The sequence below is a fragment of the Methylobacterium sp. GXF4 genome (assembly GCF_000272495.1).
GTDB classification, from domain to species: domain Bacteria; phylum Pseudomonadota; class Alphaproteobacteria; order Rhizobiales; family Beijerinckiaceae; genus Methylobacterium; species Methylobacterium brachiatum.
The window spans coordinates 30,939-57,262 of the sequence record NZ_AKFK01000079.1; the positions used below are offsets into that span (position 1 = coordinate 30,939).

General features: G+C 71.2%; 26 protein-coding genes. 6 read left to right on the forward strand and 20 right to left on the reverse strand.

The features are described 5' to 3' along the window. Positions 1–88 precede the first annotated feature (88 nt). A complete protein-coding gene (locus WYO_RS21955) occupies positions 89–748 on the forward strand; it encodes an MgtC/SapB family protein (protein WP_007566585.1) in 660 nt (219 codons plus the stop codon). Between the two features lie 3 nt (positions 749–751). On the opposite strand, the gene ilvA is transcribed toward WYO_RS21955, so the two are convergent. From ilvA to WYO_RS21970, 3 genes are read right to left on the reverse strand one after another with little or no spacing between them, the layout of a single operon-like run. Next, positions 752–2,305: a threonine ammonia-lyase, biosynthetic gene (ilvA, locus tag WYO_RS21960; protein WP_280109751.1), complete on the reverse strand. Its 1,554-nt coding sequence runs from the start codon at positions 2,303–2,305 to the stop codon at positions 752–754. Positions 2,306–2,350: 45 nt separating this feature from the next. After that, positions 2,351–2,641, reverse strand: a complete 291-nt coding sequence (locus WYO_RS21965) for a type II toxin-antitoxin system RelE/ParE family toxin (RefSeq protein ID WP_007566589.1) — start codon at positions 2,639–2,641, stop codon at positions 2,351–2,353. After that, on the reverse strand, positions 2,638–2,889 hold the full coding sequence (locus WYO_RS21970) for a type II toxin-antitoxin system ParD family antitoxin (RefSeq protein WP_007566591.1): 252 nt from the start codon (positions 2,887–2,889) through the stop codon (positions 2,638–2,640). Before WYO_RS21970 ends, WYO_RS21965 begins: the two co-directional genes overlap by 4 nt. Before the next feature lie 152 nt (positions 2,890–3,041). On the opposite strand from WYO_RS21970, the gene WYO_RS21975 reads away from it, so the two are divergent. Then, positions 3,042–3,611 carry a DUF433 domain-containing protein gene (locus WYO_RS21975; protein WP_007566593.1) on the forward strand — a complete coding sequence of 190 codons (570 nt, stop codon included), beginning with the start codon at positions 3,042–3,044 and terminating at the stop codon, positions 3,609–3,611. A 120-nt stretch (positions 3,612–3,731) separates the two neighbouring features. After that, on the forward strand, positions 3,732–3,959 hold the full coding sequence (locus WYO_RS30505; protein WP_007566595.1) for a hypothetical protein: 228 nt from the start codon (positions 3,732–3,734) through the stop codon (positions 3,957–3,959). Between the two features lie 13 nt (positions 3,960–3,972). On the opposite strand, the gene WYO_RS21985 is transcribed toward WYO_RS30505, so the two are convergent. The 4 genes from WYO_RS21985 to WYO_RS22000 all read right to left on the reverse strand — a co-directional run bounded on the left by WYO_RS21985 (position 3,973) and on the right by WYO_RS22000 (position 8,381). Beyond that, positions 3,973–4,320 (reverse strand): diacylglycerol kinase, encoded by a 348-nt coding sequence (locus WYO_RS21985; protein ID WP_007566598.1) that lies wholly within the window; start codon positions 4,318–4,320, stop codon positions 3,973–3,975. Next, entirely contained in the window at positions 4,317–5,375 is a 1,059-nt protein-coding gene (locus WYO_RS21990) for an AbrB family transcriptional regulator (protein ID WP_039903755.1), read from the reverse strand. The genes WYO_RS21985 and WYO_RS21990 overlap by 4 nt, the downstream gene beginning before the upstream one ends. Before the next feature lie 356 nt (positions 5,376–5,731). Next, the gene (locus tag WYO_RS21995) at positions 5,732–7,222 is read right to left on the reverse strand and encodes an argininosuccinate lyase (protein WP_007566603.1); all 1,491 of its coding nucleotides are present in this window, start codon (positions 7,220–7,222) and stop codon (positions 5,732–5,734) included. Between the two features lie 229 nt (positions 7,223–7,451). After that, positions 7,452–8,381, reverse strand: a complete 930-nt coding sequence (locus WYO_RS22000) for a LysR substrate-binding domain-containing protein (RefSeq protein WP_007566605.1) — start codon at positions 8,379–8,381, stop codon at positions 7,452–7,454. A 137-nt stretch (positions 8,382–8,518) separates the two neighbouring features. On the opposite strand from WYO_RS22000, the gene WYO_RS22005 reads away from it, so the two are divergent. Continuing rightward, the gene (locus tag WYO_RS22005) at positions 8,519–10,108 is read left to right on the forward strand and encodes a catalase (RefSeq protein WP_007566607.1); all 1,590 of its coding nucleotides are present in this window, start codon (positions 8,519–8,521) and stop codon (positions 10,106–10,108) included. Between the two features lie 102 nt (positions 10,109–10,210). Here WYO_RS22005 and WYO_RS31965 read toward each other — a convergent pair whose 3' ends face one another. The 13 genes from WYO_RS31965 to WYO_RS22070 all read right to left on the reverse strand — a co-directional run bounded on the left by WYO_RS31965 (position 10,211) and on the right by WYO_RS22070 (position 25,044). Continuing rightward, complete coding sequence (locus WYO_RS31965) at positions 10,211–10,738, reverse strand: BA14K family protein (protein ID WP_007566609.1); 528 nt, start codon at positions 10,736–10,738, stop codon at positions 10,211–10,213. Positions 10,739–10,927: 189 nt separating this feature from the next. Further along, positions 10,928–12,154 (reverse strand): MFS transporter, encoded by a 1,227-nt coding sequence (locus WYO_RS22015; protein ID WP_007566611.1) that lies wholly within the window; start codon positions 12,152–12,154, stop codon positions 10,928–10,930. Then, positions 12,151–13,743 (reverse strand): apolipoprotein N-acyltransferase, encoded by a 1,593-nt coding sequence (gene lnt, locus WYO_RS22020; RefSeq protein WP_244424269.1) that lies wholly within the window; start codon positions 13,741–13,743, stop codon positions 12,151–12,153. The genes WYO_RS22015 and lnt overlap by 4 nt, the downstream gene beginning before the upstream one ends. Positions 13,744–13,845: 102 nt before the next feature. After that, positions 13,846–14,979 carry a hemolysin family protein gene (locus WYO_RS22025; protein ID WP_007566615.1) on the reverse strand — a complete coding sequence of 378 codons (1,134 nt, stop codon included), beginning with the start codon at positions 14,977–14,979 and terminating at the stop codon, positions 13,846–13,848. A gap of 36 nt (positions 14,980–15,015) precedes the next feature. Next, entirely contained in the window at positions 15,016–15,498 is a 483-nt protein-coding gene (gene ybeY / locus WYO_RS22030) for an rRNA maturation RNase YbeY (protein WP_039903760.1), read from the reverse strand. Then, positions 15,498–16,568, reverse strand: a complete 1,071-nt coding sequence (locus tag WYO_RS22035; protein ID WP_085985817.1) for a PhoH family protein — start codon at positions 16,566–16,568, stop codon at positions 15,498–15,500. Before WYO_RS22035 ends, ybeY begins: the two co-directional genes overlap by 1 nt. A gap of 73 nt (positions 16,569–16,641) precedes the next feature. Continuing rightward, complete coding sequence (miaB, locus tag WYO_RS22040; protein ID WP_007566621.1) at positions 16,642–17,979, reverse strand: tRNA (N6-isopentenyl adenosine(37)-C2)-methylthiotransferase MiaB; 1,338 nt, start codon at positions 17,977–17,979, stop codon at positions 16,642–16,644. A gap of 208 nt (positions 17,980–18,187) precedes the next feature. Then, on the reverse strand, positions 18,188–19,924 hold the full coding sequence (locus WYO_RS22045) for an L-lactate permease (protein ID WP_007566623.1): 1,737 nt from the start codon (positions 19,922–19,924) through the stop codon (positions 18,188–18,190). A gap of 263 nt (positions 19,925–20,187) precedes the next feature. Next, positions 20,188–21,057, reverse strand: coding sequence for a lysophospholipid acyltransferase family protein (locus tag WYO_RS22050; protein ID WP_007566625.1), 870 nt, complete (start codon positions 21,055–21,057; stop codon positions 20,188–20,190). A 4-nt stretch (positions 21,058–21,061) separates the two neighbouring features. Next, on the reverse strand, positions 21,062–21,577 hold the full coding sequence (locus WYO_RS22055) for a GNAT family N-acetyltransferase (RefSeq protein ID WP_007566627.1): 516 nt from the start codon (positions 21,575–21,577) through the stop codon (positions 21,062–21,064). Further along, the gene (gene tsaB / locus WYO_RS22060; protein WP_007566628.1) at positions 21,574–22,248 is read right to left on the reverse strand and encodes a tRNA (adenosine(37)-N6)-threonylcarbamoyltransferase complex dimerization subunit type 1 TsaB; all 675 of its coding nucleotides are present in this window, start codon (positions 22,246–22,248) and stop codon (positions 21,574–21,576) included. Before tsaB ends, WYO_RS22055 begins: the two co-directional genes overlap by 4 nt. Positions 22,249–22,421: 173 nt before the next feature. Further along, positions 22,422–24,113: a methyl-accepting chemotaxis protein gene (locus WYO_RS22065; RefSeq protein ID WP_007566630.1), complete on the reverse strand. Its 1,692-nt coding sequence runs from the start codon at positions 24,111–24,113 to the stop codon at positions 22,422–22,424. A 364-nt stretch (positions 24,114–24,477) separates the two neighbouring features. Next, positions 24,478–25,044, reverse strand: a complete 567-nt coding sequence (locus WYO_RS22070) for a NifU family protein (RefSeq protein ID WP_007566632.1) — start codon at positions 25,042–25,044, stop codon at positions 24,478–24,480. A gap of 175 nt (positions 25,045–25,219) precedes the next feature. Here WYO_RS22070 and WYO_RS22075 point away from each other — a divergent pair, with 175 nt between their 5' ends. Both WYO_RS22075 and WYO_RS22080 read left to right on the forward strand, forming a co-directional pair. Next, the gene (locus WYO_RS22075) at positions 25,220–25,681 is read left to right on the forward strand and encodes an atp-dependent helicase (RefSeq protein ID WP_244424265.1); all 462 of its coding nucleotides are present in this window, start codon (positions 25,220–25,222) and stop codon (positions 25,679–25,681) included. Positions 25,682–25,780: 99 nt separating this feature from the next. Continuing rightward, positions 25,781–26,179 (forward strand): DUF2934 domain-containing protein, encoded by a 399-nt coding sequence (locus tag WYO_RS22080; protein WP_007566636.1) that lies wholly within the window; start codon positions 25,781–25,783, stop codon positions 26,177–26,179. The last annotated feature ends 145 nt before the right edge of the window (positions 26,180–26,324 follow it).

Sequence of the window (26,324 nt, forward strand, 5' to 3'; positions counted from 1 at the left end):
AGCGCGCCTTGATCCGCCCTCCCAGTGCCTTCAGAAACGATCCGGGTGACGCGAAGCGACGGAGGCGATCCTGATCAGCAACGCGGAGATGGTGGCCCGGCTCGCCCTGGCCGCGCTCGCCGGGAGCGTGATCGGGCTGGAGCGCGAGCGGCTCCTCTGGGCGGCGGGCCTGCGGACGCACATGCTCGTCTGCGTCGGCTCCTGCCTGATCATGATCGTCTCGGCCTTCGGCTTCAGCGACGTGCTCGGCACCCAGCACGTCGTGCTCGATCCCTCGCGCATCGCCGCGCAGGTCGTGTCGGGCATCGGCTTCCTCGGGGCGGGCACGATCCTGCTGCGCGGCGAGGTGGTGAAGGGCCTGACCACCGCCGCGAGCCTGTGGGGCGTGGCGGCGATCGGCCTGGCGGTGGGCAGCGGGCTCTACGTGCCGGCGCTCGCGACCACGGCCCTGGTGGTCGGCATCCTGGCCGGGATCAAGCCGTTCGAGGAGCGCTGGCGCGAGCGGATGCGGTCGCAGACGCTGCGCATGACCGTGCGCCGGGGCACGATGTCGATCGACACGCTCCACGCGGTCACGGGCGAGCGCGCCTCGCGGGTGCGCCAGTTCACCACCCGCCCGGCCTCCGACCCGAATCTCGACGAGATCACCGTCACCTTCGTCCGGCTGTCCCGCACCAGCTTCGAGGCGATCGCCGCCAAGCTGCGCGAGACCCCGGACGTGGTCTCGGTCGATACCGTCAACAGCTGACGGTCAGGCGGCCGCCTCGCCGTCCAGGAACAGGCGATAGGCCGGGTTCTCGGTCTCGTCGGTGGCCGGGTAGCCCAGCGCCTCGATCGCCGCGTCGAACCGGGCGCGCTCGGCCGGCGGCACCGCGATCCCGGCGAGCACCCGGCCGTAATCCGCACCGTGGTTGCGGTAGTGGAACAGGGTGATGTCGAAGCCCGGACCGAGCGCGTCCAGGAACTTCATCAGCGCGCCGGGCCGCTCCGGGAACTGGAAGCGGAACAGCCGCTCATGCGCGACGCCCACCGCCCGGCCGCCGACCATGTAGCGGACATGGACCTTGGCCATTTCGTTGTCGCTCATGTCGAGCACCCGATAGCCGGCCTCGCGCAGGTCGGCGATCAGGGCCTGCTTCTCGCGCTTGCCGCCCGCGATGTTGATGCCCACGAAGATCTGCGCCTCGGCGCCCGGCGCGTGGCGGTAGTTGAACTCGGTGATCGCCCGCGGCCCGAGCGCCCGGATGAACGCCCGGTAGGCGCCGGGCTGCTCCGGGATGGAGACGCCGAGCAGAACCTCGCGCTGCTCGCCGATCTCCGCCCGTTCCGCGATGTGGCGCAGGCGATCGAAGTTGAGATTGGCCCCCGAGGAGATCGCGATCAGGGTGCCGTCGCCGCCCTCGCGCTCGGCGTAGAGCTTGGCCCCGGCGAGGCTCAGCGCCCCGGACGGCTCGGACACCGCCCGGGTGTCGTCGAAGATGTCCTTGACCGCCGCGCACATGGCGTCGGTATCCACCGTGATGACCTCGTCGAGATGCTCGCGGCACAACCGGAACGTCTCCTCGCCGGCCTGGCGCACGGCCACGCCGTCGGCGAACAACCCGACCGAGGGCAGGCTGACCCGCGTGTCGGCGGCCAGCGCCGCGGCCATGCAGGCGGCATCCTCCGGCTCGACGCCGATCACCTTGGTGCCGGGCCGCAGGTACTTCACGAAGGTCGCGATCCCGGCGGCCAGCCCGCCGCCGCCCACCGGCACGAAGATCGCCTCGATCGGGCCGGTATGCTGCTCCAGGATCTCCTTGCCGATGGTCCCCTGGCCGGCGATCACCTCGGGATCGTCGAACGGGTGCAGGAAGGTCAGGCCCTGCTCGGCCTCCAGCACCTTCGCCTGGGCCAGCGCCTCGTCGAAGGCGTCGCCGTGCAGCACCACCTCGGCGCCGCGGGCCCGGCAGGCATCGACCTTGATCGACGGAGTGGTGCGCGGCATCACGATCACCGCCCGGGCCCCGAGCTTGGCCGCGGCCAGCGCCACGCCCTGCGCATGGTTGCCCGCCGAGGCGCAGACCACGCCGCGCGCGATCTGGTCCGGGCTCAGCCCCGACATCTTGTTGTAGGCGCCCCGCAGCTTGAACGAGAAGACCGGCTGCAGATCCTCCCGCTTCAACAGCACGGGCCGGCCGAGCCGCTGCGTCATCCGGGGCATCGGATCGAGCGGGCTCTCGATCGCCACGTCGTAGACGCGAGCGGTCAGGATCTTTCGGATGTAGTCGGTCATGGTTTCGGGACTTCGGCGCGCGGCGCGGATGGGCGGAGATAGACCCTCGCGCGGCGAGATGCGAGCGGGGGCCGGTCAGGTCAGATGCCGTGTCCAATCCTGGCGGCCGTGCAGGACGCGGACGATCAGGATGCCGTCCGCCTGCTCGACATACGCGACGACATGGGCGCGGTAGGGATACAGCCGCACCGGCCGCACGAAGTCATCCCGGAGGCGAGCCATCAGCGGGTTCTCGGCCAGCAGGATGAACAGGGCCTTCAACCCTGCATAGTACCGCTCGGCCCGGTCGCGGCCGAAGGTGGCGGAACCGGACACATAAAGCTCGATGAGATCCCGGTCCGCCTGCCGCGTCGTCCGGATGGTCACCGATTCTGGGTAACCCGCACGCGCTCCCGGGCCTCGGCCAGGACATCATCCAGCGACCGCTCACTGACGCCACTGTCGAACCCTTCGGCAATCAGCAGCTGAAGCTGCGCCAAGCCGTCAATCTTTTCCTGATCGCGGCGGATCAGATCGCGGACATAGTCGCTGGCGCTGCCAAAGCGCCCGGTCCCGGCCTGAGCCTCGACCCAGTCCTTCATCGCCTCAGGCAACGACACGTTCAGAGTCACCATGCCGAACGGCCTCCATCGTCGCGCAGCATGACAAAGATTTTGACCGGATACCATTCCGACTCAGCTTGGCAGCCAGCGAGACGTGGAACCGATCATCCTTGCACCAGGGTGCTGCGCAACATAAATCAATCCGCGATCACGGATAAGTTTCGATGCCGCTGGCCCGCCACGCTCTCACGGTCCCGGAAGCCGCCTTCGTCACCCAGTCCAGCGTGCGCGGGGTGAACAGCGAGATCGATGCCGGGATCGTCGCGGGGCGCGGGCAAACCGTCCGTGAGATCGGCAGCGCCGATCTGCTCTACCTCGCCGCCGTGCGCGATCTGCGCGTCGATCTGGCCCCGGCCCTGCGGCAACGCTTGCGCGATGCGATCGTGGCGGCTCATGAAGCGCAGGGGAACACCGCCCGGATCGGTCATCTCAGCGTCGCCCTCGACGCCGTGGAGGCCGAACTCGCCGATCGACTGCGGATCCTCCATCAGCTGCGCGACGAGGCGATCGAGCAGAACACCGAGGTCCTGGGCGGCGAGCCGGTTCTGCGCGGAACGCGGATCCCGGCCCGGCATGTCGCCGACATGGTCCGGCAAGGGACCTCGCCGGAGATGCTGGCCGAAGAATTCGACCTGACGCCCGATCAGGTCTCCGCTGCCATCCTCTTCGACCGCGTCAGCCCGCGCCAGGGCCGGCCGCCCCGGAAGGCGCGCCGCATTGTACCTGCTCCTTGACGAGTGCTGCCCGAAATCCCTGATCGGCATCGCGGACGGGTTGGGCCACACCGCGCAGCGGACCCTCGCCATCGCCGAACTCGGCCGCCAGGCGACGGATGCAGCGATCTTCGCCTTCGCATGCGAGCCCGCGCGATCGTGGTCACGGTGAACGCGGGCGATTTTCTGGCCCTGGCCGCGCGGGTGCCGGATCATCCGGGGCTGATCCTGCTGCCCTCGTTGCCGCCGGGCGAGACCGGCCAGCTGTTCCGAAAGGTCCTCAGGGCCGCGGACGAGGCGCTGCGGAAGCCGGGTGGCGTGATCCGGATCGACCGCGCCGGGCGCCTTCACCGCTCCGGAGCGTCATAGATCCGGGGGCACCTCACCCGACCCGCTCCACCAACGCCGCTACCCACACCAGCAGAGCCGCCATCTGCGCCATGAAGGTGCCGGCCGAGGCGAGGTCCTTCACGGTGCCGATCATCGGGTGGTGGTCCGGGTGGACGTGGTCGCAGAGCTTCTCCACGGCGGTGTTGAGGAACTCGGCGGCCAGCATCAGCAGCAGGCTCACCATCAGGGCGACCCGGACCCACAGGGTCGCGCCGAGGAGGAGGGCCACCGGTACGCCGAGCGCCAGCAGCATCAGCTCCTGCCGCACGGCCCGCTCGGTGCGGGCACCGTGGCGCAGGCCGCGCCAGGAATTGAGGAAGGCGAGGACCAGGGCGTTCATCGGGCCGCGCCCTCCGGCACCGACCGGCTGATCCATTTGGCGAGCAGCGGCCCGGTGAGCAGCACCACGAACAGGCGCAGGGTCTGCACGGCCAGGACGAAGGACACGTCCGCCTTCGAGCCGACCGCGATGATCGCAACCGAATCGAGGCCGCCCGGGCTCGTGGCCAGCACGGCGGTGAGCAGGTCGATCGGCAGCAGGAAGGTCAGGCCCCAGCCCCAGGCGGCGCAGAGCGCGATCACCGAGAAGGTCGCCGCCAGGATGCCGGGCAGCGCCGAGAGGGTGAGCCGCAGGGTCTCGCGGGTGAAGCGCAGGCCGACATAGATGCCGATGCAGGCATAGGCGAGTTCGAGGATCGTCACCGGCAGGGACATCCGCACCAGGCCGCTGGCATGGAGCAGGCTGCCGAGCACCATCGGGCCGACCTGCGCGCCCGCCGGGACCCGCAGGGCCAGGGCCGCGCCGGCCCCGACCACCGCGACCGCCAGCGTGGCGAGGAGCGAGAGCGGCCCGGTCACCTCGACCGCGCCGGCGGCTGCGCCCGGAACCGGCGCCTCCATCAGGAAGCGGGCGGCGAGCGAGGCCGAGAACACCACCGCGGCGACGCGGACATATTGCATGAAGGCGACGAGGCGCGGATCCGCGCCGAAATCCTCGGCCATCGCCACCATGGCGGACGCGCCGCCGGGGGACGACCCCCAGGCCGCCGTGGTGCCGGGCAGCACCCGCAGCCGGGTCAGGACCCAGCCGACGAGACCGCTTGCCGCCACCGTCACCAGCACCACCGCCACGATCAGCGGCCCGTCATCCAACAGGGTCTGGGCGATCTGCCCGGTCACCGCGTGGGCCACCAGGCAGCCGATCATCGCCTGCGCGGCGTTGAAGGCGAAGCGCGGCACGTGCAGCCGGGAGCCGGCGACCCCGAAGGCGATCGCCGCGATCATCGGGCCGAGCAGCAGCGCTGCGGGGAATCCCGCCTGCAGCAGGCCATACGAGATGGCTGCCGACGCGACGGCGAGGGCGGCCCATAGGCCGAGGGTGCGGGAGGAGGGCAAGGCGACCGGCGGGGGATGCACCCGCACTGATTGCCGGGCGGAGGGCCGCTACACCGCAATATGGGCCCTGTCACGGCAAAGATTCTTTTTGAGAATGCCGATGTCAGGGTCGGCGAGGTCCGGTGTTCGCGTGGGGTTGCATGAGCCCGTTTCTCTCAAGCTGAAGCATTTCGACCGCTTCGGGCTCGCCCCATAGCTTATCCCACCCCCTCATCCTGAGGTGCCGAAGCGAAGCGGAGGCCTCGAAGGAGACCTCCAGCCGGCCGCCCGGTCCCTGGAGGGCTCCTTCGAGGCTCGCTGCGCTCGCGCCTCAGGATGAGGGAATTGGATTGGAAGGGTGCCGATCAGGAACGGCCTTACGGTCCCTTTCTGATGTCTCCAAAAGCCGCATCCAGCCGGCCACTTGCCGCCGCGAGCGCGGAGCGGCGATCGGCCAGCCAGGACCGGTCGGCGTCGAGGCGCGTCCGGGCGGAAGCGAGTATGCGCCGGACCTCCGCGGGTTGCGGGCCGCCGAGTCCCTTGGCGGCCTCGATCATGCCGCGTGCCGACAGGGCGGCCCGGAACCGGGCCTCGTCGAGGGGCAGGTCCGGCGTCAGCCCCGAGCCGGCGGCGGCCTCCGCGTAAATCCGCTTCACCTCGGCGAAGGGCAGGTCCGCCGGGCGCAGGTCATGGCTGCGGCCGTAGCTGACCAGCTCGGAGGCGAAATGGTGCCCAAGCCGGAACGGCACGTCGGCCTCGCGCTGGAGCGTGTCGGCGAGCTCCGTGGTGGTGGAATAATCCGCCGCGACCTCGTCGGCGGCCCGGTCGCGGTCGATCACCAGCCCGTCGAGCACGCGGGTCCAGCGCCGGCAGGTCTCGGCCGCCTCGGAGACCGTCCGGCCCGGCGGCTCGGCCTGGTTGCGCTTGTAGTCCGGCATACCGGACTCGACGTTGTGGGCCATGATGACGAAGGCCTGCGCGGCGCCGACGACGTCGCTGGCCTTCATGCGCAGGCTGTAGAGCGCCACCGGATTGCGCTTCTGCGGCATGATGCTGCTCGGGCCGGTCAGTGCGCCCTCCCGCAGCAGGATCCATGGCCGGGTCTGGTGATACTGCGCGTAGAGATCCTGCGCGAAGCTGCCGGCCGTGGTGGCGAGGTTGGCGGACAGGCCGGTCAGCTCCAGGCCGAGATCCATCGGGGCGAGCTGGCCGGCATCGTAGCTGTTCTCCACCGGCGCATCGAAGCCCAGCAGCCCGGCGAGGCGGACGCGATCCACCGGGAAGCTCGAGGTGCCGAGCGCCGCGGCGCCAAGCGGCGACAGGTTCACGCGCGCCCAGCTCTCCCGCAGGCGATCGGCGTCGCGGGCCAGCGCCCCGGCATAGCCGAGCAGGTAATGGCCGAGCGTCGTCGGCTGCGCCTGCACGCCGTTGGTGTAGGCGGGGACGATCGTGTCGGCCTCCCGCTCGGCGACGGCCAGCAGGGCGGCCCGTGTCTTGTCCAGGGCCTCGGCGAGATCGAGCAGCCGGTCCCGCTGGTCGAGCTTCAGCACGGTCGGGATGATGTCCTGCCGGCTGCGGCCGGAATGCATCCGGGTCGCGTCCGGGCCGGCGATCGCGGTGATCAGCGGCTCGATCCGCAGGTAATCGTCCGGCCGCTCGGCCCCCGGCTTGGCGGCCTCCGCGGCGACCTGGTCGAGGGCCCGGGCGATCCGCGCCCCGAGGTCCCGCGGGACGATGCCGGCCTCCACGGTCATCACCAGGGAAGCGCGGTCGATGGCGTCGATCCGGGCGAAGGTGTCTTGGGAGGCGGCGAGGGTTATCGTGGGGGTGAGGAGGGCGACCAGGGTCGCGATCAGTCTGCGCCGCATGCACGTGCTCCTATGCGCCGCGGTTTCGCGCCGGCGAGGGCATTCTGTTCGATCCGGCGTGTAACCGCACATCACAATCCGGCTCGGGTGCGGGGAAGGTGACTATTCGGGCGTCTTCGGCATGCCGGCAGCTGCATGAATCACCCCGTCATTCCGGGGCGCCGCAGGCGAGCCCGGAATGACGGGGCGGGCCGACGAATGCCGTGCCCCAGAACCCAAACCTGAAAATCTATGCCGCCCCGTCCCGGCAGGCCGCGGTGCCGGCGGGCGCGTGCGCGCGGAAGAACGCCGCGAGGTTCGCGAGGCCCGGGGCGCGGGGGTCGCTCGCCCGCCAGGTCAGCGCGATGGTGCGGCCGGGGCCGTCGACATCGAAGGCTCGGGTGACGGTCAGGCCGGTCGGGTCGGGGCCGGGGGGCACGGCGAGCGCCGGCAGCAGGGTGTAGCCGCTCCCGGCCGCCACCATCGAGCGCAGGGTCTCCAGGCTGGTGGCGTGGCGCCCGACCGAGGAACCCGCACCGCAGGCCGCGATCGCCTGGTCGCGCAGGCAATTGCCTTCGTCGAGGAGCAGCAGGTCCGGCCCGGCGATCTCGGTGGCCGAGAGGGCGCCGCCGCGGGCGAGCGCGTGCTCGGCCGGGCAGGCGAGCCAGAACGGCTCGACGAAGAGCGGCGCCACCGCCAGTCCGACCGGGGGCAGGGGCAGGGAAACTAGGGCGGCGTCGATGCGCCCGTCGCGCAGGCCTTCGACGATCTCGGCGGTGCGCGATTCCGACAGGGACAGCGTCAGCAGCGGGTATTGCTGACGCAGCGGCCGCAGCACCAGCGGAAAGAAGTAGGGGCCGAGCGTCTGGATCGCGGCCAGGACCAGCCGGCCGGTGAGCGGCGAGCCGCGGCCCTCGGTGGCGAGCGCCAAGAGCCGCTGGGCCTCGGCCAGGACGATGCGCGACTGCCGGACGATCCCCTGGCCGGCCTCGGTGAGCAGCACCCGGCGGTTCGAGCGCTCGAACAAGGTGAGCCCGAGGGTCGCTTCCAGCTTACGGACCTGCACGCTCAGGGTCGGCTGGCTGACGTTGCACCGCTCGGCGGCCCGGCCGAAATGGCCCTCATCGGCGACCGCGACGACATATTCCAGGTCGCGCAGCGACAGACCGGCCAGGTTCATAGGCTGCGTCTATCACGGCGTTTGCGACGATGCATTAGCCAAGGGGCCTGGAGCGGTCCATAACCTCGTTGGAACGGTTTCAGTCTGGCGAGTCGGCCCCATATGCCGCTCACGGACTTCACGGAGAGACGAGACGCATGAGCGATCAACGCCCGATCCTGACCACCCGCCAGGGCCATCCGGTCCGCGACAACCAGAGCACCCGCACGGTCGGTGAGCGGGGTCCCGCGACGCTCGAGAATTACCAGTTCATCGAGAAGATCACCCATTTCGACCGTGAGCGGATCCCGGAGCGCGTCGTGCACGCTCGTGGCGCCGGCGCCCACGGCTGGTTCGAGGCCTACGGCAAGATCGGCGACGAGCCGGCTTCCAAGTACACCCGTGCCCGGGTGCTGAACGAGACCGGCGTGAAGACGCCGATGTTTGTGCGCTTCTCCACCGTGGCCGGCGCCAAGGAGAGCCCGGAGACCGAGCGCGACCCGCGCGGCTTCGCGGTGAAGTTCAAGACCGTCGACGGCAACTGGGACCTGGTTGGCAACAACCTCAAGGTGTTCTTCATCCGGGACGCCATTAAGTTCCCCGACATGATCCACGCGTTCAAGCCGGATCCGGTGACCAACCGCCAGGAGGCTTGGCGCTTCTTCGACTTCGTGGCCCAGCACCCCGAGTCGATCCACATGGTGACGCACCTCAAGTCGCCCTGGGGCATTCCCGCCAACTATCGCGAGATGGAAGGCTCGGGGGTCAACACCTACAAGCTGGTCAACGACCAGGGCGAGGCCGTGCTCTGCAAGTTCCACTGGGAGCCGAAGCAGGGCGTGCGCAACCTGACCTCCCAGCAGGCCTCCGAGATCCAGGCTAAGGATGTCGGCCACGCGACCCGCGACCTGTACGACAACATCAAGGCCGGCAACTTCCCCGAGTGGGAATTCTGCGTGCAGATCATGCCGGACGGCCCGAACGAGCACCTGTCGTTCGATCCGCTCGACGACACGAAGCTGTGGCCGGTGGACCAGTTCCCGCTGCTGCCGGTGGGCCGCATGGTGCTCGACCGGGTGCCGGACAACTTCTTCGCCGAGGTCGAGCAGTCGGCCTTCGGCACCGGCGTGCTGGTCGACGGCATCGACTTCTCGGACGACAAGATGCTGCAGGGCCGGACCCTGTCCTACTCGGACACGCAGCGTTACCGCGTCGGCGCCAACTACCTGCAGCTGCCGATCAACGCGCCGCAGCCCGGCGTGAAGGTCTACTCGAACCAGCGGGACGGCCAGATGACCTACACGGTCGACGGGACCGGCCCGAACAAGCACATCAACTACGAGCCCTCGACCCTGGCCGAGGGCCTGCGCGAGGCCCCGAAGCCGGCCAAGGACTACCACCAGCCGGTGCAGGGCCAGCTCGGCCGCTACCAGACCTCGCGCACCGAGGACGACTACACCCAGGCCGGCGTCCGGTACCGCTCGTTCCAGGATTGGGAGCGCGAGGACCTGATCGCCAACCTCGTGGCCGACATGAAGCAGTGCCCCGAGCCGATCCAGCTGCGGATGGTCTGGCACTTCTGGCACGCGGACGAGGATTACGGCCGCCGCGTCGCCGAGGGTGCGGGCATCGATCTGGAGAAGGCCAAGGCCCTGCCGCCGCTGCCGGGCCGCGCCGCCCCGCACAAGCGCCTGCAGGCCGAGACCTACACCGACGGGTCCCAGGCCCACCGGGTCGCCGCGGAGTAAGGTTTTTACGCAGCGCCGAACCGGCCTGGACTGAATGAAGGCCCCGCGGGTGCGAACCCGCGGGGCCTTTCTTTTGGCCGCATCGCGAAGCGCCGTCCCCGCTCAGGGGCAGCGGCGGCGGACGTGCCCCCGGCCGAGATAGGTCTGGGTGACCGGATCGTAGGTCCTGAAGCGGCGGGCGCAGGCCGCCACCGCGGCCGCGAGATCGGCCGGGTCCGTCTCGATTACGGGCGGCACGTCGGCGGGCGCCACGTAGACCGGGCGCCGGTAGACCCGCGGCGCGTAGACATAGGCGTCGTCGTAGAACGGATCGCCGAGATCGCCCCACAGGGTGCCCAGGCCGAAGCCGAGACCGAAGCCCGCGAGCCCGTAGCCGTAATAATCGTCGTACCAGGGGCGATAGATATAGGGACGTCGGAACGCGAAGCCGGGCCGGTGGCCCCGCCAGCCGACGATGGCCGGGCCCGGCCGGACCGGCCCGAGGGGCCGTCCCCAGGCGCCGACCCGGGTCCCGATCCCGCCGTTGAAGCCGGGCCCGAACCCGCGCGCCTCGGCGCCCACAATCGTCAGTGGAAGCGCAATGATCGCGGCTGCTACCAGTAGAAACGAAGATTTGTCGATACGTGTCATACGGCTCACCCGAAGCAACGCGCCAGTCCCGCCCAGAGGCGGACTCGGCGGAATAGTTCGGGTTATCCTGGCCCGGTCGCTTCTCGCGTCAAGAGTTCTCGGCGCACCTGTCGGGCCACGCGAACGCGACTGTCGCGCGGACAGGCAATTGACGGGGGACGGGCTGCTCTGCGGCGTCCGCCGCCTCGATCAGCGGCCGCCGGCCGGCAGCGGCGGCGGAAGCGGCGCGCTGCCCGGATCCGGCGCGGCGGCGCTGACCTTGCGGTCGCGGCCGGCGGCTTGCCCGACCAGGATCGCCGCGATGGCGATGGTGACGAACAGGGCGCCCGGCAGCCCCCAGCCACCGGTCGCCTCGTGGGCGAGCCCGAAGGCGAGGGGGCCGAGGCAGGCGCCGGTATAGCCGATGCCCTGCGCCATGGCCGAGAGACCGGCGGCGCTGGCGGCATCCGCGGCACGCAGGACGATCAGGGTCAGCCCCAGGCCGAAGCAGCCGCCGATGCCGAAGCCGAGCGCGCAGGCGGCGGGGATGCGCAGAGCCTCGGGGCCGTAGGCGAGCACCAGGAAGGATGCCGCCGTGAGCCCCGGAATGGCGACGATCCAGGCCCGCTGGTCCCGCGCCCGAGCGGCCAGCATGGCGGTGAGCAGCGCGCCGGGCGCCTGGATCAGCGTCATCAGCGAGGCGTAGAGGCCGGCATCGAGCGCCGAGAGGCCGCGCGCCTGGAGCAGCAGCGGCAGCCAGCCGAACAGGGTGTAGGCGAGCGACGATTGCAGGCCCATGAAGCCCGTAACCCACCAGGCGAGCGGATCGCGCAGGAGACGTCCGGCGGACGGCGCCCGGGTCGAGGCCGTGCGGCGGGCGAACGGGATCCACAGGAAGGCGGCCACCAGCGCCGGCAATGCCCAGACAGCCAGCGCCGAGGGCCATCCGCCGCCGAGCGCGTGCTCCACCGGCACGGCGGCGCCCGCGCCCGCGGCCGCGCCGAGGCACAGGGTCATGGTGTAGAGGCCGGTCATCAGGCCGCCGCTGCCGGCGAAGTCGCGCTTTACCAGGGCCGGCAGGAGCACGTTGTCGAGCCCGATCCCGATGGCGGCGAGCGCCGTCCCGACGAAGAGGGGCCCGAGGCCACCGAGCCCGCGCAGGGTCAGCCCGGCGGCGAGGATCGTGGCGCCCACGAGCACGGCGAGATCGGGCCCGATCCGGCGGATCAGCGGCGCCGCCAGGGCGCAGGCGATGCCGAGGCACAGGACCGGCAGGGTGGTCAGGATCGCGGCGCCCCCGGCGCTGAGACCGGTGCTCTCCCGGATCGTCGCCAGCAGCGGGCCGATCGTGCTCAGCGCCGGGCGCAAATTGAACGCCACCAGCATCAGCGCGAGGCCCAGCAGGATCCGGCCCGGAGCCGTACGCTCGGGGCTCATGCCCGCCGCCGGGCCGTGAGGGCGCCGCCCAGGCAGGCGGCCAGCATCAGCGCGAAGGCGGCGTCGCCGAGCTGCCCGTACAGAGTGCCGCCGACGATCCGGGCGGGCAGGTCGGCATCGAGCCAGGTTTCCTGATCGAGCTCGGTCCGGGCGACGATGCGGCCATGCGGATCGATCACGGCAGAGATCCCGGTATTGGCGTCGCGGACCAGCGGCAGCCCCTCCTCGACGGCCCGCAATCGCGCCTGCGCCAGGTGCTGGCGCGGGCCCGGCGTGTCGCCGAACCAGGCATCGTTGGTGACGTTCAGGATCAGCCCGGGCGGCCGCGGCACCGAGGCAGCCGTCGCCGGAAGGATCGCGTGCGGAAAGATCGCCTCGTAGCAGATCGTCGCCGCCACCGGCGGCAGGCCCGGCACCGCCAGGATCCGCTGGGCCGCCAGGGTGCCGGCCGAGAAGCCGCCGGGGATCGCCACGAACTGGCGCAGGCCGAGCGCCCGCAGCGCGGCGTCGAGGGGGGCCGGCAGGTACTCGCCGAACGGGACGAGATGGACCTTGTCGTAGGTGTCGGAGATCACGCCGTCCGGCCCGATCACCATGACGGCGTTGAAGTAGCGCAGGCGCTCGCCCGGCAGGGGCTCCTCGGCCCGGGCCGCACCGGTGACGAGTTGCTGCCCGGGCTTGAGGCCCGCCGCCACCTTGGCCAGGGCGTCGGGATCGCGCTGGATCAGGAACGGGAAGGCCGATTCCGGCCAGACGATATGGGTCGGCTCGGGCGCGCCGGCCTCGGTCGGGCGCTGGCTCAGCTCGATGTAGCGGTCGACGATGTCGGCGCGGTTCTCGGGCCGGAACTTGGCATCCTGCGGCAGGTTCGGCTGGACGAGGCGCAGGCGGACGCCCGCCACCACCGGATCGGGCGGCCCGAGGCGCGCGGCCCCGTAGAGCGCCATGCCGATCAGCACGATCGCGGCGGCGGCGCTCGGCCCGAACCGGCTGCGCGGATGCGAGCCGGTGGCGAGGGTCGCCGGGGCGGCGCAGATCAGCACCGCCAGCACGGTCAGGCCGTAGAGGCCGATCACGGCGCCCCATTGCATCAGCCAGAGGTTCTGGGCGAGCGCCATCCCGAGGGTGTTCCAGGGGAAGCCGGTGAACAAGTGGCCGCGCAGCCACTCGGCGGCGCCGATCCCGAAGGCGAGGGCGGCGATCCGGGCCGGACCGCGCAGCCAGAGCAGGCCAGCGGCGCCGAACCCGGCGCCGTAGAACAGGCCGAGCGCGAAGGGCAGGCCGACGACGCCGAGCGGCATCGCCCAGAGGAACTCGTCGGCCTCCACCAGGAAGGCCTGTCCGAGCCACCACAGGCCGGCGGTGAGGTAGCCGAAGCCCCAGGCCCAGCCGACCACGAAACAGGGCCAGAGGCGCCGCGGGGCGGTCCGGTCCGCGGCCGCCCCGTCCATCAGCCAGACCGCCACCGACAGGGAGACGGCCAGGGCCGGCAGGAACCCGTAGGGCGGCATCGCCAGCGCGCCCAGCGCACCGGCGAGCCAGGCGAGGCCGAGCCGGCGCCAGCCCTTCAGCCGGGCGATCGCCCGCACGAAGCCCGAGGCGGGACGGCCGAGCGGGCTGCTCGGGGCGGCCACGTCCCGGGCGTGCCCCACGGTCAGGACCGCCACGCAGCACCCGTCACGCGAAGATCCTCATGGATGCGGCGTCTCGGGCACCGGCGCCGGGGTGGGCGGGGGCAGGGCCAGCGGCACCACGGTGCTGATCCGCGCCGCGCCCTTGTGGAAGCGCAGCCGCTTCAGGCGGCGGGGATCGGCATCGAGCACCTCGAATTCGAGGTTGCCCGGCCCGGCGATGAGCTCGCCCCGGGACGGGACCCGGCCGGCCAGGGTGACGATCATGCCGCCCAGCGTATCGATCTCCTCGGCCATGTCGCCGACCGCGGCCACGAGGTCGACGCCGGTGGCCTCGGAGACCTCGGCGAGCGGCGTGCGGGCATCGGCCACGAACACCTCGTCCTCGCCGTCGACCCGCTGGACCTGCTTGGCCTCGGCGACGTCGTGCTCGTCCTCGATGTCGCCGACCACGACCTCGATCAGGTCCTCGATGGAGATCAGCCCGTCGGTGCCGCCATACTCGTCAATGACCAGGGCCATGTGGGTGCGCGTCGCCTGCATCCGCACCAGCAGGTCGATGGCCGGCATGGACGGGGGCACGAACAGGACCGGCCGCTGGATGCGGGCGGCCGCCAGCGTGGTGGTGAGGTCGACCTTGCCGAGGTCGAGGGACCTGTGCATCCGGGTGGGCGGGCGCCGGGTGGTGCGCGGCGCGACGGTGGCGTCGGCCTCGCCCTCGGCGGGCGTGGCGGGCCGGACCGCGGATGCCGCGCTGCGCCGGGCCGGCTCGGCCTTGGCGGCGATGTGGTCGACCAGATCGCGGATGTGGACCATGCCGCGGGGGTCGTCCAGCGTCTCGCCATAGACCGGCAGGCGGGAATGGCCGGCGCTGCGGAACAGCTTGAGCAGATCGCCGAGATTGGTATCGTTCGAGACCGCGACGATGTCGGCCCGGGGGACCATCACGTCGTCGACCCGCACCTTGTGCAGGCCGAGCACGTTCTTGAGCATCACCCGCTCGAGGGGGGTGAGACCGCTCTCGCCGGCATCGGGCTCGGCGAGCGCCTCCTCAAGCCCCTCGCGCAGCGAATCGCGTGGCTTGAGATGGAGCGCCTGCAACAGGCGGTCGTACCAAGGGTCCCGGGTCTGGGACTCGCCCTCGGTGGAACTGGGCGCGGCCAGGGCCGCGCCGCGACTTCGATCGTTGCTCATGTCTCTCGGATCTGGGGGCGGTGGGGAATCGGCCGCTCAGGCATAGGGATCTGGAATGCCCAGGGTCGCGAGGGCCGCGACTTCGAGCGCCTCCATGGCCTCGGCCTCGGCCTCGCCGTTCTCGTGGTCCTGACCGAGACAATGCAGGGTGCCATGGACGAGGAGGTGCGCGAGGTGATTCTGGAGCGGCTTCGACTGCTCGGCACTCTCGCGCACAAGGGTCTCGTAGGCAAGGACCACGTCGCCGAGCGGCAGCGCGGCGCCCGCATGCCGGGGCTGCGGGGCGGCCGGGAAGGACAGCACGTTGGTGGGCTTATCCTTGTTGCGCCAGGTGCGGTTGAGCTCCTGGACGGTGGCGTCGTCGGTCAGCATGACGCTGACCTCCACGGGCCCGTCCGGCGGCTCGGGGGCGGCGGCCAGCCCGGCCTCGACGGCGCGGATCACCAGCGATTCGAGGTCCGGGATCGCGGTTTCCCAGCGCGCGTCCTCGACCGTGAGGTCGATGTCGTGGGGCGTGATCACGCCAGCGGCCGGCGCCGGGGGTTGGGATTGCGGTCGGCATCGCCGTCGCCGTGCGCGGCGCGCTCGTAGGCGGTGACGATCCGGCGCACGAGGTCGTGACGGACCACGTCCACGTCCTTGAAGGTCACCCGGCCGATTCCCTCGACGCCGTCGAGGACGTTCACCGCCTCCACGAGGCCGGATTTCTGGCCCGGCGGCAGGTCGACCTGGCTGGGGTCGCCGGTGATGATCATGCGCGAGCCCTCGCCGAGGCGGGTCAGGAACATCTTCATCTGCATGGAGGTGGTGTTCTGCGCCTCGTCGAGGAGCACCACCGCGTTGGTCAGGGTGCGCCCGCGCATGAAGGCGAGCGGCGCGATCTCGATGATCCCGGTCTGCAACCCGCGGTCGACGTGGCGCGCCTCCATGAAATCGTAGAGGGCGTCGTAGATCGGGCGCAGATACGGATCGACCTTGTCGCGCATGTCGCCGGGCAGGAAGCCCAGGCGCTCGCCAGCCTCCACCGCGGGCCGGGACAGAATCAGCCGCTCGGCATGGCCCTGCTCGAGCAGCGAGACCGCGTGGCCGACCGCGAGCCAGGTCTTGCCGGTGCCGGCCGGGCCTTCCGCGAAGACCAGCTCGTTGGTCCGCAGCAGCTTGATGTACTGGTCCTGCGCCTGGTTGCGCGCCCGCACGGCCCCACGCTTGCGCGTGGCGATCTGCTCGAAATGCGGCTTGTCGGCCTCCGCGGCGATGTCCTCGGCGGGGAACAGGGTCGCCTGGGCGGTGGCCTCCCGGATCGCGCCGTCGACATCGCCGAGCGTCAGGGTGCTGCCGCCGGTCCGCACCCGGGCGTAGAGCTTCTGGAACACCCGCCGGGCCTTCTCGGCGGCGTCGGGCGAGCCCTTGATGACGAGGTGGTTGCCGAGCGCGGTGGCGGTGACGTCGAGCCGGCGCTCGATATGGGCGACGTTCTGGTCGTATTGACCGAAGACGAGGCTCGCGAGGCGGTTGTCGTCGAAGGTCAGCGGCACCTCGACCGTCTCGTCCGATCCGGGCGGCCTCGCCGCCGGCCCGCGGCCCCGCAGGGCGCCGCGCACGCCAGACCCGTCCGACGCGCTCAACCTGTGATCCTCACTGCCATCCCCATCGATACAATCCTCACGCCGCCACGGCCTCGGAGGCAAGCTGCCCGAACAGGCTGTTGGTTCCGGCCCGGACGATCCGGACCGGCACGACCGACCCGATATGGTGGGGCGGCGCGTCGAACTGCACAGCCAGAAGGTGCGGCGTCTTGCCCGCGACCTGGCCGGGATGCCGCCCCGCCTTCTCGACCAGGACGTCGAAGACCTGGCCGACCGCGGCCCGCTGATAGGCGTAGCGCTGCGCGTCCAGCAGCGCCTGCAGCTCGGCGAGCCGCTCGGCCATCACCGAATCGGGGACCATGTCGGCGCGCTCGGCCGCCGGGGTGCCGGGGCGGGGGCTGTACTTGAACGAGAAGGCGCTCTCGAAGCCGATCTCGCGCACCAGGTCCAGGGTGTCGGCGAAGTCGGCGTCGGTCTCGCCGGGGAAGCCGACGATGAAGTCGGAGGACAGCGCGACGTCCGGCCGGGCGGCGCGCACCCGGTCGATCAGGCTGCGATACGCGTCGCGCGTGTGCTTGCGGTTCATCGCCGCGAGGATCCGGTCCGAGCCCGACTGCACCGGCAGGTGCAGGTACGGCATCAGGGCCGGCACCTCGGCATGGGCGCGCACCAGCGCGTCGTCGAAATCGTTGGGGTGGCTCGTGGTGTAGCGGATCCGCGCGAGGCCGGGGATCTTCGCGACCGCCCGGATGAGATCCGCGAGCCCGGCCGGAGCGCCGTCGGGCCCCAGCCCGTGATAGCCGTTGACGTTCTGGCCGATCAGCGTGAGCTCGCGGGCGCCGCCCTGCACGAGCTTCTCGGCCTCCGCCAGCACCGCCGACACGGGGCGCGAGACCTCGGCCCCGCGGGTATAGGGCACCACGCAGAAGGCGCAGAACTTGTCGCAGCCCTCCTGCACGGTGAGGAACGCGGTCGGCCCGGAGGTGCGGCGCCGGGGCAGATGGGTGAACTTGTCCTCGACCGGGAATTCGGTGTCGACCACCCGGCGCTCGCGGGAGCGGGCCAGGAGGTCGGGCAGGCGGTGATAGCTCTGGGGGCCGACCACCACGTCGACCGCGGGCTGGCGGGCCTGGATCTCGGCGCCCTCGGCCTGGGCGACGCATCCGGCGACCACGATCCGGGTGTCGAGGCCGCGGGCCTCCCGCTCGCCCTTGAGCACCCGCAGACGGCCGAGCTCGGAATAGACCTTCTCGGCGGCCTTCTCGCGGATGTGGCAGGTGTTGAGGACGACGACGTCGGCCTCCTCCACCGAATCGGTCGGCGTGAACCCTTCAGCGCCCAGCACGTCGGCCATGCGGGCCGCGTCGTAGGCGTTCATCTGGCAACCGTAGGATTTGACGAAGGCCTTCTTCAACGCGTGCCGCCCTAAACCGTCCGCTCGTCCGATGTGCCGGCGCCGATCCTGCACGGATCGGCCGGCCGCAGGCCTGTAGCATGGATCGCGCGGATCGTCGCGACGCCTTCGGGCCGCGGAAGCCCCACGAGAAACGCCGGACCGCCCGGCAGGTGGGGTGATCCGGCGTGGGGTTCGACAGGGGCGGCGGGGGTTGCCCGCCACCCGTTCAGTGGGCGACCGCTGCGGGGGCCGGTACGGCGAGCACCATGTCCTGGAAGAACGGCACGTAGGCCTGGAGCATCACGAACAGGCCGACCAGGCAGGCCAGCGCGATCGAGTGCCAGAACACGAAGCGCAGGATCGTGCCCTCCTGGCCGAAATAGCCGGTGGCCGTGGAGGCGACGACGATCGACTGCGCGTCGATCATCTTGCCCATCACGCCGCCCGACGAGTTCGCCGCCGCCATCAAGACGCCCGACAGGCCGAGCTGCTCGGCGGTGATCCGCTGCAGCCCGCCGAACAGGACGTTCGAGGCCGTGTCCGACCCGGTCAGCGCGACGCCGAGCCAGCCGAGCAGCGTGCCGAAGAACGGGTACAGGATGCCGGTGCCCGCGAAGGCGAGGCCCAGCGTGGCGTCGACGCCGGCGTAGCGGGTGAGCACGCCGAGCGCGAGCATCGCCGCGATGGTGATCAGCGAGAAGCGCAGCGCCCAGATCGTCTCGATATAGGCGGTGACGAGGCGCAGCGGCGAGAACCGCATGATCAGCCCGGAGATGATCGCCGCGATCAGCACCCCGGTCCCGGTGTAGGACATGTAGGTGAACAGGAAGACCGCGCCCTCGGGCACCGGCTTGGCCACCACCGGCGGCACCTTCATGATCGCGTTGTGCAGGCCCGGCACCTCGTATTTCCAGGTGAAGAGCGGGTTCACGATGCCCTTGAACCAGCCGGTGCCCCAGATCGCGACGACCACCGAGAGGATGATCCACGGCAGCCAGGCCAGCAGGATCTCGCGCTGCGAGGCCGTGCGCGTGCCGATATGCACCGGGGGCGTGCCGGGAACGCCGGCGCCGAGCGGCGACGGGCGCGGGGTCGCCAGGGCCAGGGACGGATCGTGGCCGCGCAGGGCCGGCGAGGTCCAGATCTCCCGCGGCTGCCAGACCTTCAGGAACAGCACGAGGGCGAGCATCGACGCGATCGAGGCGCCGATATCGACGATCCACGGATTGACGTAGTTCGAGATCAGGAACTGCGCGGCCGCGAAGGATCCGGCGCAGACCAGGATCGGCGGCCAGACCCGGACCATGCCGCGGAAGCCCGCGAACACCCAGATCAGCCAGAACGGCACGATCAGCGAGAACAGCGGCAGCTGCCGGCCGATCATCGCGCCCAGGATCTCGGGCGGGTAACCGGTGACCGAGGCCAGGCCCTGGATCGGCGCGCCGAGCGCCCCGAAGGCCACCGGCGCGGTGTTGGCGATCAGCGACAGGCCCGAGGCCGCGAGCGGCGAGAAGCCCAGCCCGATCAGGATCGCCCCGGTGACGGCCACCGGCGTGCCGAACCCGCCCGCGCCCTCGAAGAAGGCGCCGAACGCGAAGGCCACCAGCAGGAGCTGCAGGCGCCGGTCGGCGGTGATGCCGGCCACCGATTGCTGCAGCACCGAGAACCAGCCCTTCTCCACCGTCAGCCGGTAGAGGAAGATGACGTTGAGGATAATCCAGCCGATCGGGAAGAAACCCGTGACCATCCCGAGGATGGCGGCCCGGGACGCCAGCCCGGCCGGCATGCCGAAGCCCACGATGGCGACCAGCAGGGCGAGGCCCAGCGCGATGACGGCGGCGATATGGGCTTTCACACGCCCGCTCGCGATCATGGCGAGCAGGGCGATCACCGGGACAGAGGCGGCCAGCGTCGAGAGCCATGGGCTCCCGAACGGATCATAGACCTGGTTCCAGGGTTGCAACGGGCGTCCTCCGATACCCCGACTTCACGGGTTTCGGCCTAGCTATCAGAGGCCCACCAGCCGCTCAACTCACATGCATCATGTATTCATGGGGTGGTTTTACCGGGTCGTCGCGGTCGGGACTCGATATGTCCGCGGCATGATTGCGCGGGCCGCGCAGCGCCCCTACGCGGCGGCCGGCGGCCGGATGCAGCACGTCACCGGGTCGCTTGGCGGCGCGCAAGGACGGGGGAACCGGTGGTGTGCGGTCGCCCCGAGGCGCCTCAGACCGTCGCGATCTCGGATCCGCCGAGATCGAGCCCGGGTGGGGCCGGCCGGGCACCGAGCGTCGGCTGGGCCTCGCCGCGACCGGTGCGGATGCCCGTCAGGGCGGCGCGCACCTCGGCCTCCGCGGCCGCGGTCGCGACCTTGCGGTCGGTGGTCGCCTCGAAGGTGATCGGCTTGCCCCAGACCACCTGGACGTCGATCGGGCCGCCCTGCACGAAGGTCGCGAGATGCGGCGCCAGGTCCATGTCGCCGTACCAGGCGATCTCGGACCGTTCGGAGCGCACCACCGGCAGGCCGTTGCGCCGGGGATAGGCGATCGCCAGCGGCTGGAGGCGCACACGGCCCCGTCCGGCCTCGGCCTGCAGGGCCGCCCGCGCCGCGCCGACCAGCGCCGAGCGGAACGGCAGAAGCCGGTTGCCGTCGCCGGTGGTCCCCTCCGCGAACAGGACCACCAACTCGCCCTCGGCCAGGCGATGGCCCATCGCGGTGCTCACGGTGGCGGTGGCACCGCGGCGCTGCCGGTCGATGTAGATCGTGCGCTGGAGCGCCGCGAGCGCGTTGATCACCGGCCAGCTGGCGATCTCCGATTTCGCCACGAAGGAGAGCGGGCGCAGCGATCCGATCACCACGATGTCCAGCCACGACACGTGGTTCGACAGCACCAGGGCCGCCTCGCCGGGATCCGGCGGCGTCCCGGACTGCGTCACCCGGACGGAGAACAGCCACAGGAAGAGGCGATGGAACAGGATCGGCGCCACGGTCGTGCGGCGGCCGAGCAGCCGCATCGCGATCCAGTGCGGCGGCGCCAGCACCAGGAAGGCGAGGGCGAGCAGAGCGCAGCGCCCGATGAGGCCGAGGCGGCTCACGCCGTTACAGGTCGGCGCTCATGGTCAGCGCGGTCGCCCGGCTGCCGTCGGCCTTGAGATAGTAGCCGGTGCGCTCGCCGACCTTGCGGAAGCCGTGGCGGGCGTAGAGCTTGAGCGCGGGAACGTTACCCTCGTCGACCTCCAGATGGACCCGGCTGATCCCGGCATGCGCCAGGCTGGACAGGTGCTCGCGCAGGAGCCGGCGGCTATGCCCGCCGCCGCGAAGCGCCGGGGACAGCACCACGGTCAGGATCTCGGCCTCGTCGGCGGCGCGGCGCGACAGGACGAAGCCCTGGAGCGTCCCGGCCCGCCACAGGGCATGGGCCTGCGTCGAGCGCTCGCACAGCATGCGCTCGAACTCGTGGGCCTCCCAGGGCCGGGCGAAGGCGGTGGCGTGCAGCCGGGCCAGCGCCGGCGCCTGCGCGGCGTCGGCGAGCGGCGCCACGTAGGGCTCGGGGGTGAGGGCGTCCCACCAGGCGGCCCACCAGTCGAGGGGCCAGAACGGGAGGGGACGCGTCATTGCCGCGCGATCCTGGCATGGTCCTGGGGCCGCGCATCGGGCCCGCGGAGGTAGAGCGGGCGCGGCAGGGCCTGGGCCGGGTCGGCCACGAGACCGAGCGAGGCCACGGCGGTGATCTCGGGTGCGCCGAGGCCGGCGACGCGCGCCGCGACCCCGCGGGCGGCCAGGGCGGAAGCCACCAGGGTGGCGCCCGAGCCGGTAAGCACCACGGGGCCTGATCCCAGCCGTTCCGCGGCCGTCTCCACCGGGAGGTGGGCCGGCGCGAGCCCGTCGCTCGAGCCGAGCGCCTGGACGTAGACGGCACCGTGCCGGGCATCGATCGCGGCGGCGATCACGCCCTCCACGGAGTCCGCCAGCAGCGGCGCGAGCAGGGCCGAGAGGGTGCCGACGCCGACGACCGGCTTGCCGGTGGCGAGGCCGATGGCCCGGGCCGCCGAGAGACCGACCCGCAGCCCGGTATAGCTGCCCGGTCCCACCGTCACGGCGATGCGGTCGATCGACTCGAAGCCGCCCTCGACCCGGGCGATCACCCGCTCGATCAGCGGCAGGAGCGCCTCGGCATGGCCGCGCACCATCGGCAGCGACTCGGCCGAAAGCGGCGCGTCGGCATCGTCCGCGGCGACGCAGGCGGCGCACAGGTCCAGCGCTGTGTCGATGGCTAGGATACGCACGCCCACTCCCGAATGCCGGACCGGACCGACGACCGCTCCCATTCTGCCCCGAAGGACACGAAGACCCTAGCGTTAGAACAAAACCGCCGCCCCGTCAGCGCGAGGCGGCGGAGAGAACCGCGTTGGCGGTGAAGTGTTGCCGGCTTGCGCCGGTCTGCAGCGCCGGGGGACCCTCAGGCCGCCCGGACCACCGAGAGGAATGCGCGGACCTCGGCGTTCAGCCGCTCGGATTGCCGGGACAACGCGGAGGCCGAATCCAGCACCAGGGTGGCCGCCGAACCGGTCGCCTCGGACGCCTGCGCCACACCGACGATGTTATGCGTCACTTCGCCGGTCCCACTCGCCGCCTGCGCGACGTTGCGGACGATCTCCTGGGTCGCGGCGCTCTGCTCCTCGACCGCGGCGGCGATGCTGGTGGCCACGCCGCTGATCTCGCGGATCAGCCCCACGATCGAGCCGATCGCCGAAGCCGCCTGGCCGGTGGCGCCCTGGACCCGGCCGATCTGCGCGGCGATCTCGTCGGTGGCCTTGGCGGTCTGCTCCGCCAGCTCCTTCACCTCGGCCGCGACCACGGCGAAACCGCGCCCGGCCTCGCCGGCGCGGGCCGCCTCGATGGTCGCGTTGAGCGCGAGCAGGTTGGTCTGGCTGGCAATCGACGCGATCAGGCCGACCACGTCGCCGATCCGAGCCACGGCGGCGCTCAGCTCCTGCATCAGCACGCCGGTCTGGTCGGCCTGGCCCACCGTCCTCTGGGCCAGGTCGGACGCGCCCTCGACCTGGCGGCCGATCTCGCCGATCGAGACCCCGAGCTCCTCGGCCGCCGCCGCAACGGTGTTGACGTTGGCTGCCGCCTCTTCGGCCGCGGAGGCCACCGCACTGGTCTGGCCGGCGGTCTCGGTCGCAGTGCCGGTGAGGGTCTGCGCCGTGGTCTGGAGCTCGGTGGCCGAGGTCGCGACCTGGCCGACGATGCCGCCCACCGCCTCCTCGAAACGGTCGGCCAGCTCGGCCATCGCGCGCCGCTGCTGCTGCGCCGCGGCCTCGTCGGCCTTGCGCTTGAGATCGGCCTCCTCGGCGGCCTTTCGGGCCATCATCGCCTTGATGCCCTCCACCGCCCGTCCGACCGCGCCGATCTCGTCGCCCCGGCGCGCCTCCGCGATCTCGGCCTCGATCTCGCCCTTGGCCATGCGCTGGAGCACCGCGACCAGGCGGTTGAGCGGCCCGGTGATGCCGAGGGTGGAGACCAGGAGCGAGGAGAGGATGCCGATGACCAGACCGAAGGCGCCGAAGCCGATCAGGCTGTAGCGGGTCGCGTTCGTTTCGGCGGTGAGGTCGCTCGAGCGCTTGCGCATATAGGCTTCGATGGAATCGCCGAGCTTGGTCCCCTCGATCCCGAGGGTGGCGAAGATCGGCTCGCTCGTCTCGCGCGCCACCTTCAAGGCGGCTTCCTTCTGCCCGGCGACGGCGAGGCGCCGTGCCTCAGACGCCGCCGCCACGAAGCGGTTGGTGCGCTCGCGCTGCGCCTGGATCGCATCGGCGAAGGCCGGCACCTGCTGTGCGAGATCGGACAGGGTCTTGTCGGCCTGCGCCACGATGACGTCGAACTGCGCGCCCGCCTGGCGGACCTGCTCCGGATCGGTCTCGGCGATCGTCCGGTACATCAGGTAGTTCAGCGTGTTGTTCAGGCGATTGGTCCGCCGCACGTTCGACACGGCCTTCGCCTCCCGGGCGATCAGGTTCGTGTAGATCGCGTCGATCACGACCATGCGGGACTGGGCGAACCAGATGCAGCCGCCCACGATCACCGCGATGATGAGATTGATCGCCAGGAGCTTCGTAACGATGTTCGTGCGGCTGAGGAGGTTCATGCGGAGCCCCGGGAATCGTCCGGCCACGAACAACCCGACGAAACCTTACGTCAAGCCCAGGACGTCGAAACCCACGGATCTCATGACTGCAAGCGTTCCGTGAATTGAGTGACCAGGCATTTCTATAAGGGGTCGACGCCTGCGCGATCCTGCCCTTATCTTGCGTTGTCGACCGATCATTGTGACGTCGATAGTGACATCGTGCGATTCACCCGATCGGTGACAAGTCGTGCCGAGCCTCTCGATCAGTTCCCGCGGCGGCGGCGCGAGCCTGGCTCGACCTCACCCTCGGCAAACGAAACGCCGGCGGGCTTGCGGCCGCCGGCGTCGGTCAGATCGGGATCGATGGGGACCGCGTTGGGCCTCAGACGGCCTGGACCTCGCGGATCTCCGGCAGGAAGTGCCGGAACAGGTTCTGCACGCCGTGCCGCAGGGTGGCGGTGGAGGAGGGGCAGCCCGAGCAGGCGCCCTTCATTTCGAGATAGACCACGCCTTCCTTGTAGCCGCGGAAGGTGATGTCGCCGCCATCGCCGGCCACCGCCGGGCGCACCCGGGTCTCCAGCAGGTCCTTGATGGTCACGACCGTATCGTGGTCGGCCTCGTCATAGAACTCGTCCTCGCCATCCTGGTCGTCGAGGCCGCCTTCGGCCATCACGGGGGCGCCGGACTGGAAATGCTCCATGATCGCGCCGAGCACGGCGGGCTTCACCTGAGCCCATTCGGACCCGTCCTCCGCCTTGGTCACGGAGACGAAGTCGTGCCCGAAATAGACGCCGGCGACGCCCGGGACGGCGAACAGCGCGGACGCGAGAGGCGAGCGGTTGGCCGCCTCGACGTCCCGCGCCTCGAAGGTGGATTCGGGCAGGACGACGCGGCCCGGGAGAAACTTGAGGGTCGCCGGGTTCGGCGTGGCTTCGGTCTGGATGAACATGGTCGGCGAACTCCGCTGCGCCGGTTCAAGGCCGGCCGGGACAGGTGCCGCGAGGCACCACCTTCCATGTGGACCGGCGAGGGGATTTTCTCAACCGGGGCCGCGCGCCTGGAGAGTGGACATTCGTGCCACGCCCCTTCAGGACGGCGCAAACGGGATGCTGACGGAGCCGGCGGTGGATGTAACCGGGGAAGAAACGCTCGCGCAGGAGTTGCTGAAGGATCTGCGCGCCGCGCAGGCCAAGCTGGAGGCCGCGCGCGAGGACGCGGCGTCGCTGAAGGTGCTGCTCGCCCTGCGCACGCACCAGCACGATCTGGCCTGGCAGGATGCGCAGCGCCTCTCCGCCGAGCTGGAGGGCGCGCGGTCGCGGGCGACCGGCCTCGAGGCCGCTTTGGCCGAGGCCCGAGCCGACGCCACCGCCGCGGAGGCCCTGGCCGAGGCCGAGGAACGCACGGAGGCGGTCCGGGCCGTGCTCGGCGCGGTGCTCGACAGCATCGGCAGCCGTGCCCTCGACCGGCGGCGGTTCCAGGAGATCATCGCCCGGGCCGGGCGCGAGGCGCCGACCGACGGTCCCGGGGCGGCCCGGCACGCGGTGCTGCTGACCGAGGCGCGGCGGGTTCTGGGCATCCCCGGCTGAGGCGATCGGGCGGCCGGGCCCGCCCGACGGCAGAGGGTTAACCCGCCTTTAACCACCCGCTCGCATCGTCGATCCCAGGACGGAGTGGAGATCGGACTCATGCAGATCAGCGAGCAGCACGTGCGCGAATGCGCCTATTACATCTGGGAGAAGGAAGGCCGGATCCACGGTCACGCCGTCGCCCACTGGATCCGCGCCGAAGCCGAGCTGCGCGCCGGCGTCGTGCTGGCGGACGGCCAGGCCGTCGCGGCCAAGCCGGTCGCCGCGAAGGCGCCGGCTTCCAAGGTTGCCGCCCCCAAGGCTGCCGCCAAGTCCGCGGCTCCGAAGGCCCCGGCCAAGGCCGCCGCCGCCAAGGCTGCCGCCTCGAAGACCGTGACGCCGAAGGACGCGCTGGCCAAGCCGGTCGCCGCGAAGGCCGCCAAGGCCTCGAAGGCCGCCGTGACCGCCGGTCTCGCCGCCAAGGCCAAGTCGGCCCGCGCCCCGGCCTCGATGCACTGAGCCGACGGCGCTTCCTGCGTCAGCGCGGCTGTTTCAGGAGCCCGCCCCTTCACCGAGGGGCGGGCTCCTGCCGTTTCCGAGGCGCCCACGGCCGGAACAGCCCGACGCCGCCACCGTTGTCCGCCGTGACGCGTACGCCGTGCGC

Bases quoted from the DNA above. Each gene is read 5' to 3' on its own strand.
- WYO_RS22065 (WP_007566630.1), bottom strand. From the start codon at position 24,113: ATGAACCTCCTCAGCCGCACGAACATCGTTACGAAGCTCCTGGCGATC.
- WYO_RS22015 (WP_007566611.1), bottom strand. From the start codon at position 12,154: ATGAGCCCCGAGCGTACGGCTCCGGGCCGGATCCTGCTGGGCCTCGCG.
- WYO_RS21975 (WP_007566593.1), top strand. From the start codon at position 3,042: ATGCCGCTGGCCCGCCACGCTCTCACGGTCCCGGAAGCCGCCTTCGTC.
- WYO_RS21970 (WP_007566591.1), bottom strand. From the start codon at position 2,889: ATGGTGACTCTGAACGTGTCGTTGCCTGAGGCGATGAAGGACTGGGTC.
- WYO_RS21995 (WP_007566603.1), bottom strand. From the start codon at position 7,222: ATGCGGCGCAGACTGATCGCGACCCTGGTCGCCCTCCTCACCCCCACG.
- WYO_RS22070 (WP_007566632.1), bottom strand. From the start codon at position 25,044: ATGTTCATCCAGACCGAAGCCACGCCGAACCCGGCGACCCTCAAGTTT.
- WYO_RS22000 (WP_007566605.1), bottom strand. From the start codon at position 8,381: ATGAACCTGGCCGGTCTGTCGCTGCGCGACCTGGAATATGTCGTCGCG.
- WYO_RS22055 (WP_007566627.1), bottom strand. From the start codon at position 21,577: ATGACGCGTCCCCTCCCGTTCTGGCCCCTCGACTGGTGGGCCGCCTGG.
- WYO_RS21985 (WP_007566598.1), bottom strand. From the start codon at position 4,320: ATGAACGCCCTGGTCCTCGCCTTCCTCAATTCCTGGCGCGGCCTGCGC.
- WYO_RS31965 (WP_007566609.1), bottom strand. From the start codon at position 10,738: ATGACACGTATCGACAAATCTTCGTTTCTACTGGTAGCAGCCGCGATC.
- WYO_RS21955 (WP_007566585.1), top strand. From the start codon at position 89: ATGGTGGCCCGGCTCGCCCTGGCCGCGCTCGCCGGGAGCGTGATCGGG.
- WYO_RS22005 (WP_007566607.1), top strand. From the start codon at position 8,519: ATGAGCGATCAACGCCCGATCCTGACCACCCGCCAGGGCCATCCGGTC.
- WYO_RS30505 (WP_007566595.1), top strand. From the start codon at position 3,732: ATGCGAGCCCGCGCGATCGTGGTCACGGTGAACGCGGGCGATTTTCTG.
- WYO_RS22025 (WP_007566615.1), bottom strand. From the start codon at position 14,979: ATGAGCAACGATCGAAGTCGCGGCGCGGCCCTGGCCGCGCCCAGTTCC.
- WYO_RS22080 (WP_007566636.1), top strand. From the start codon at position 25,781: ATGCAGATCAGCGAGCAGCACGTGCGCGAATGCGCCTATTACATCTGG.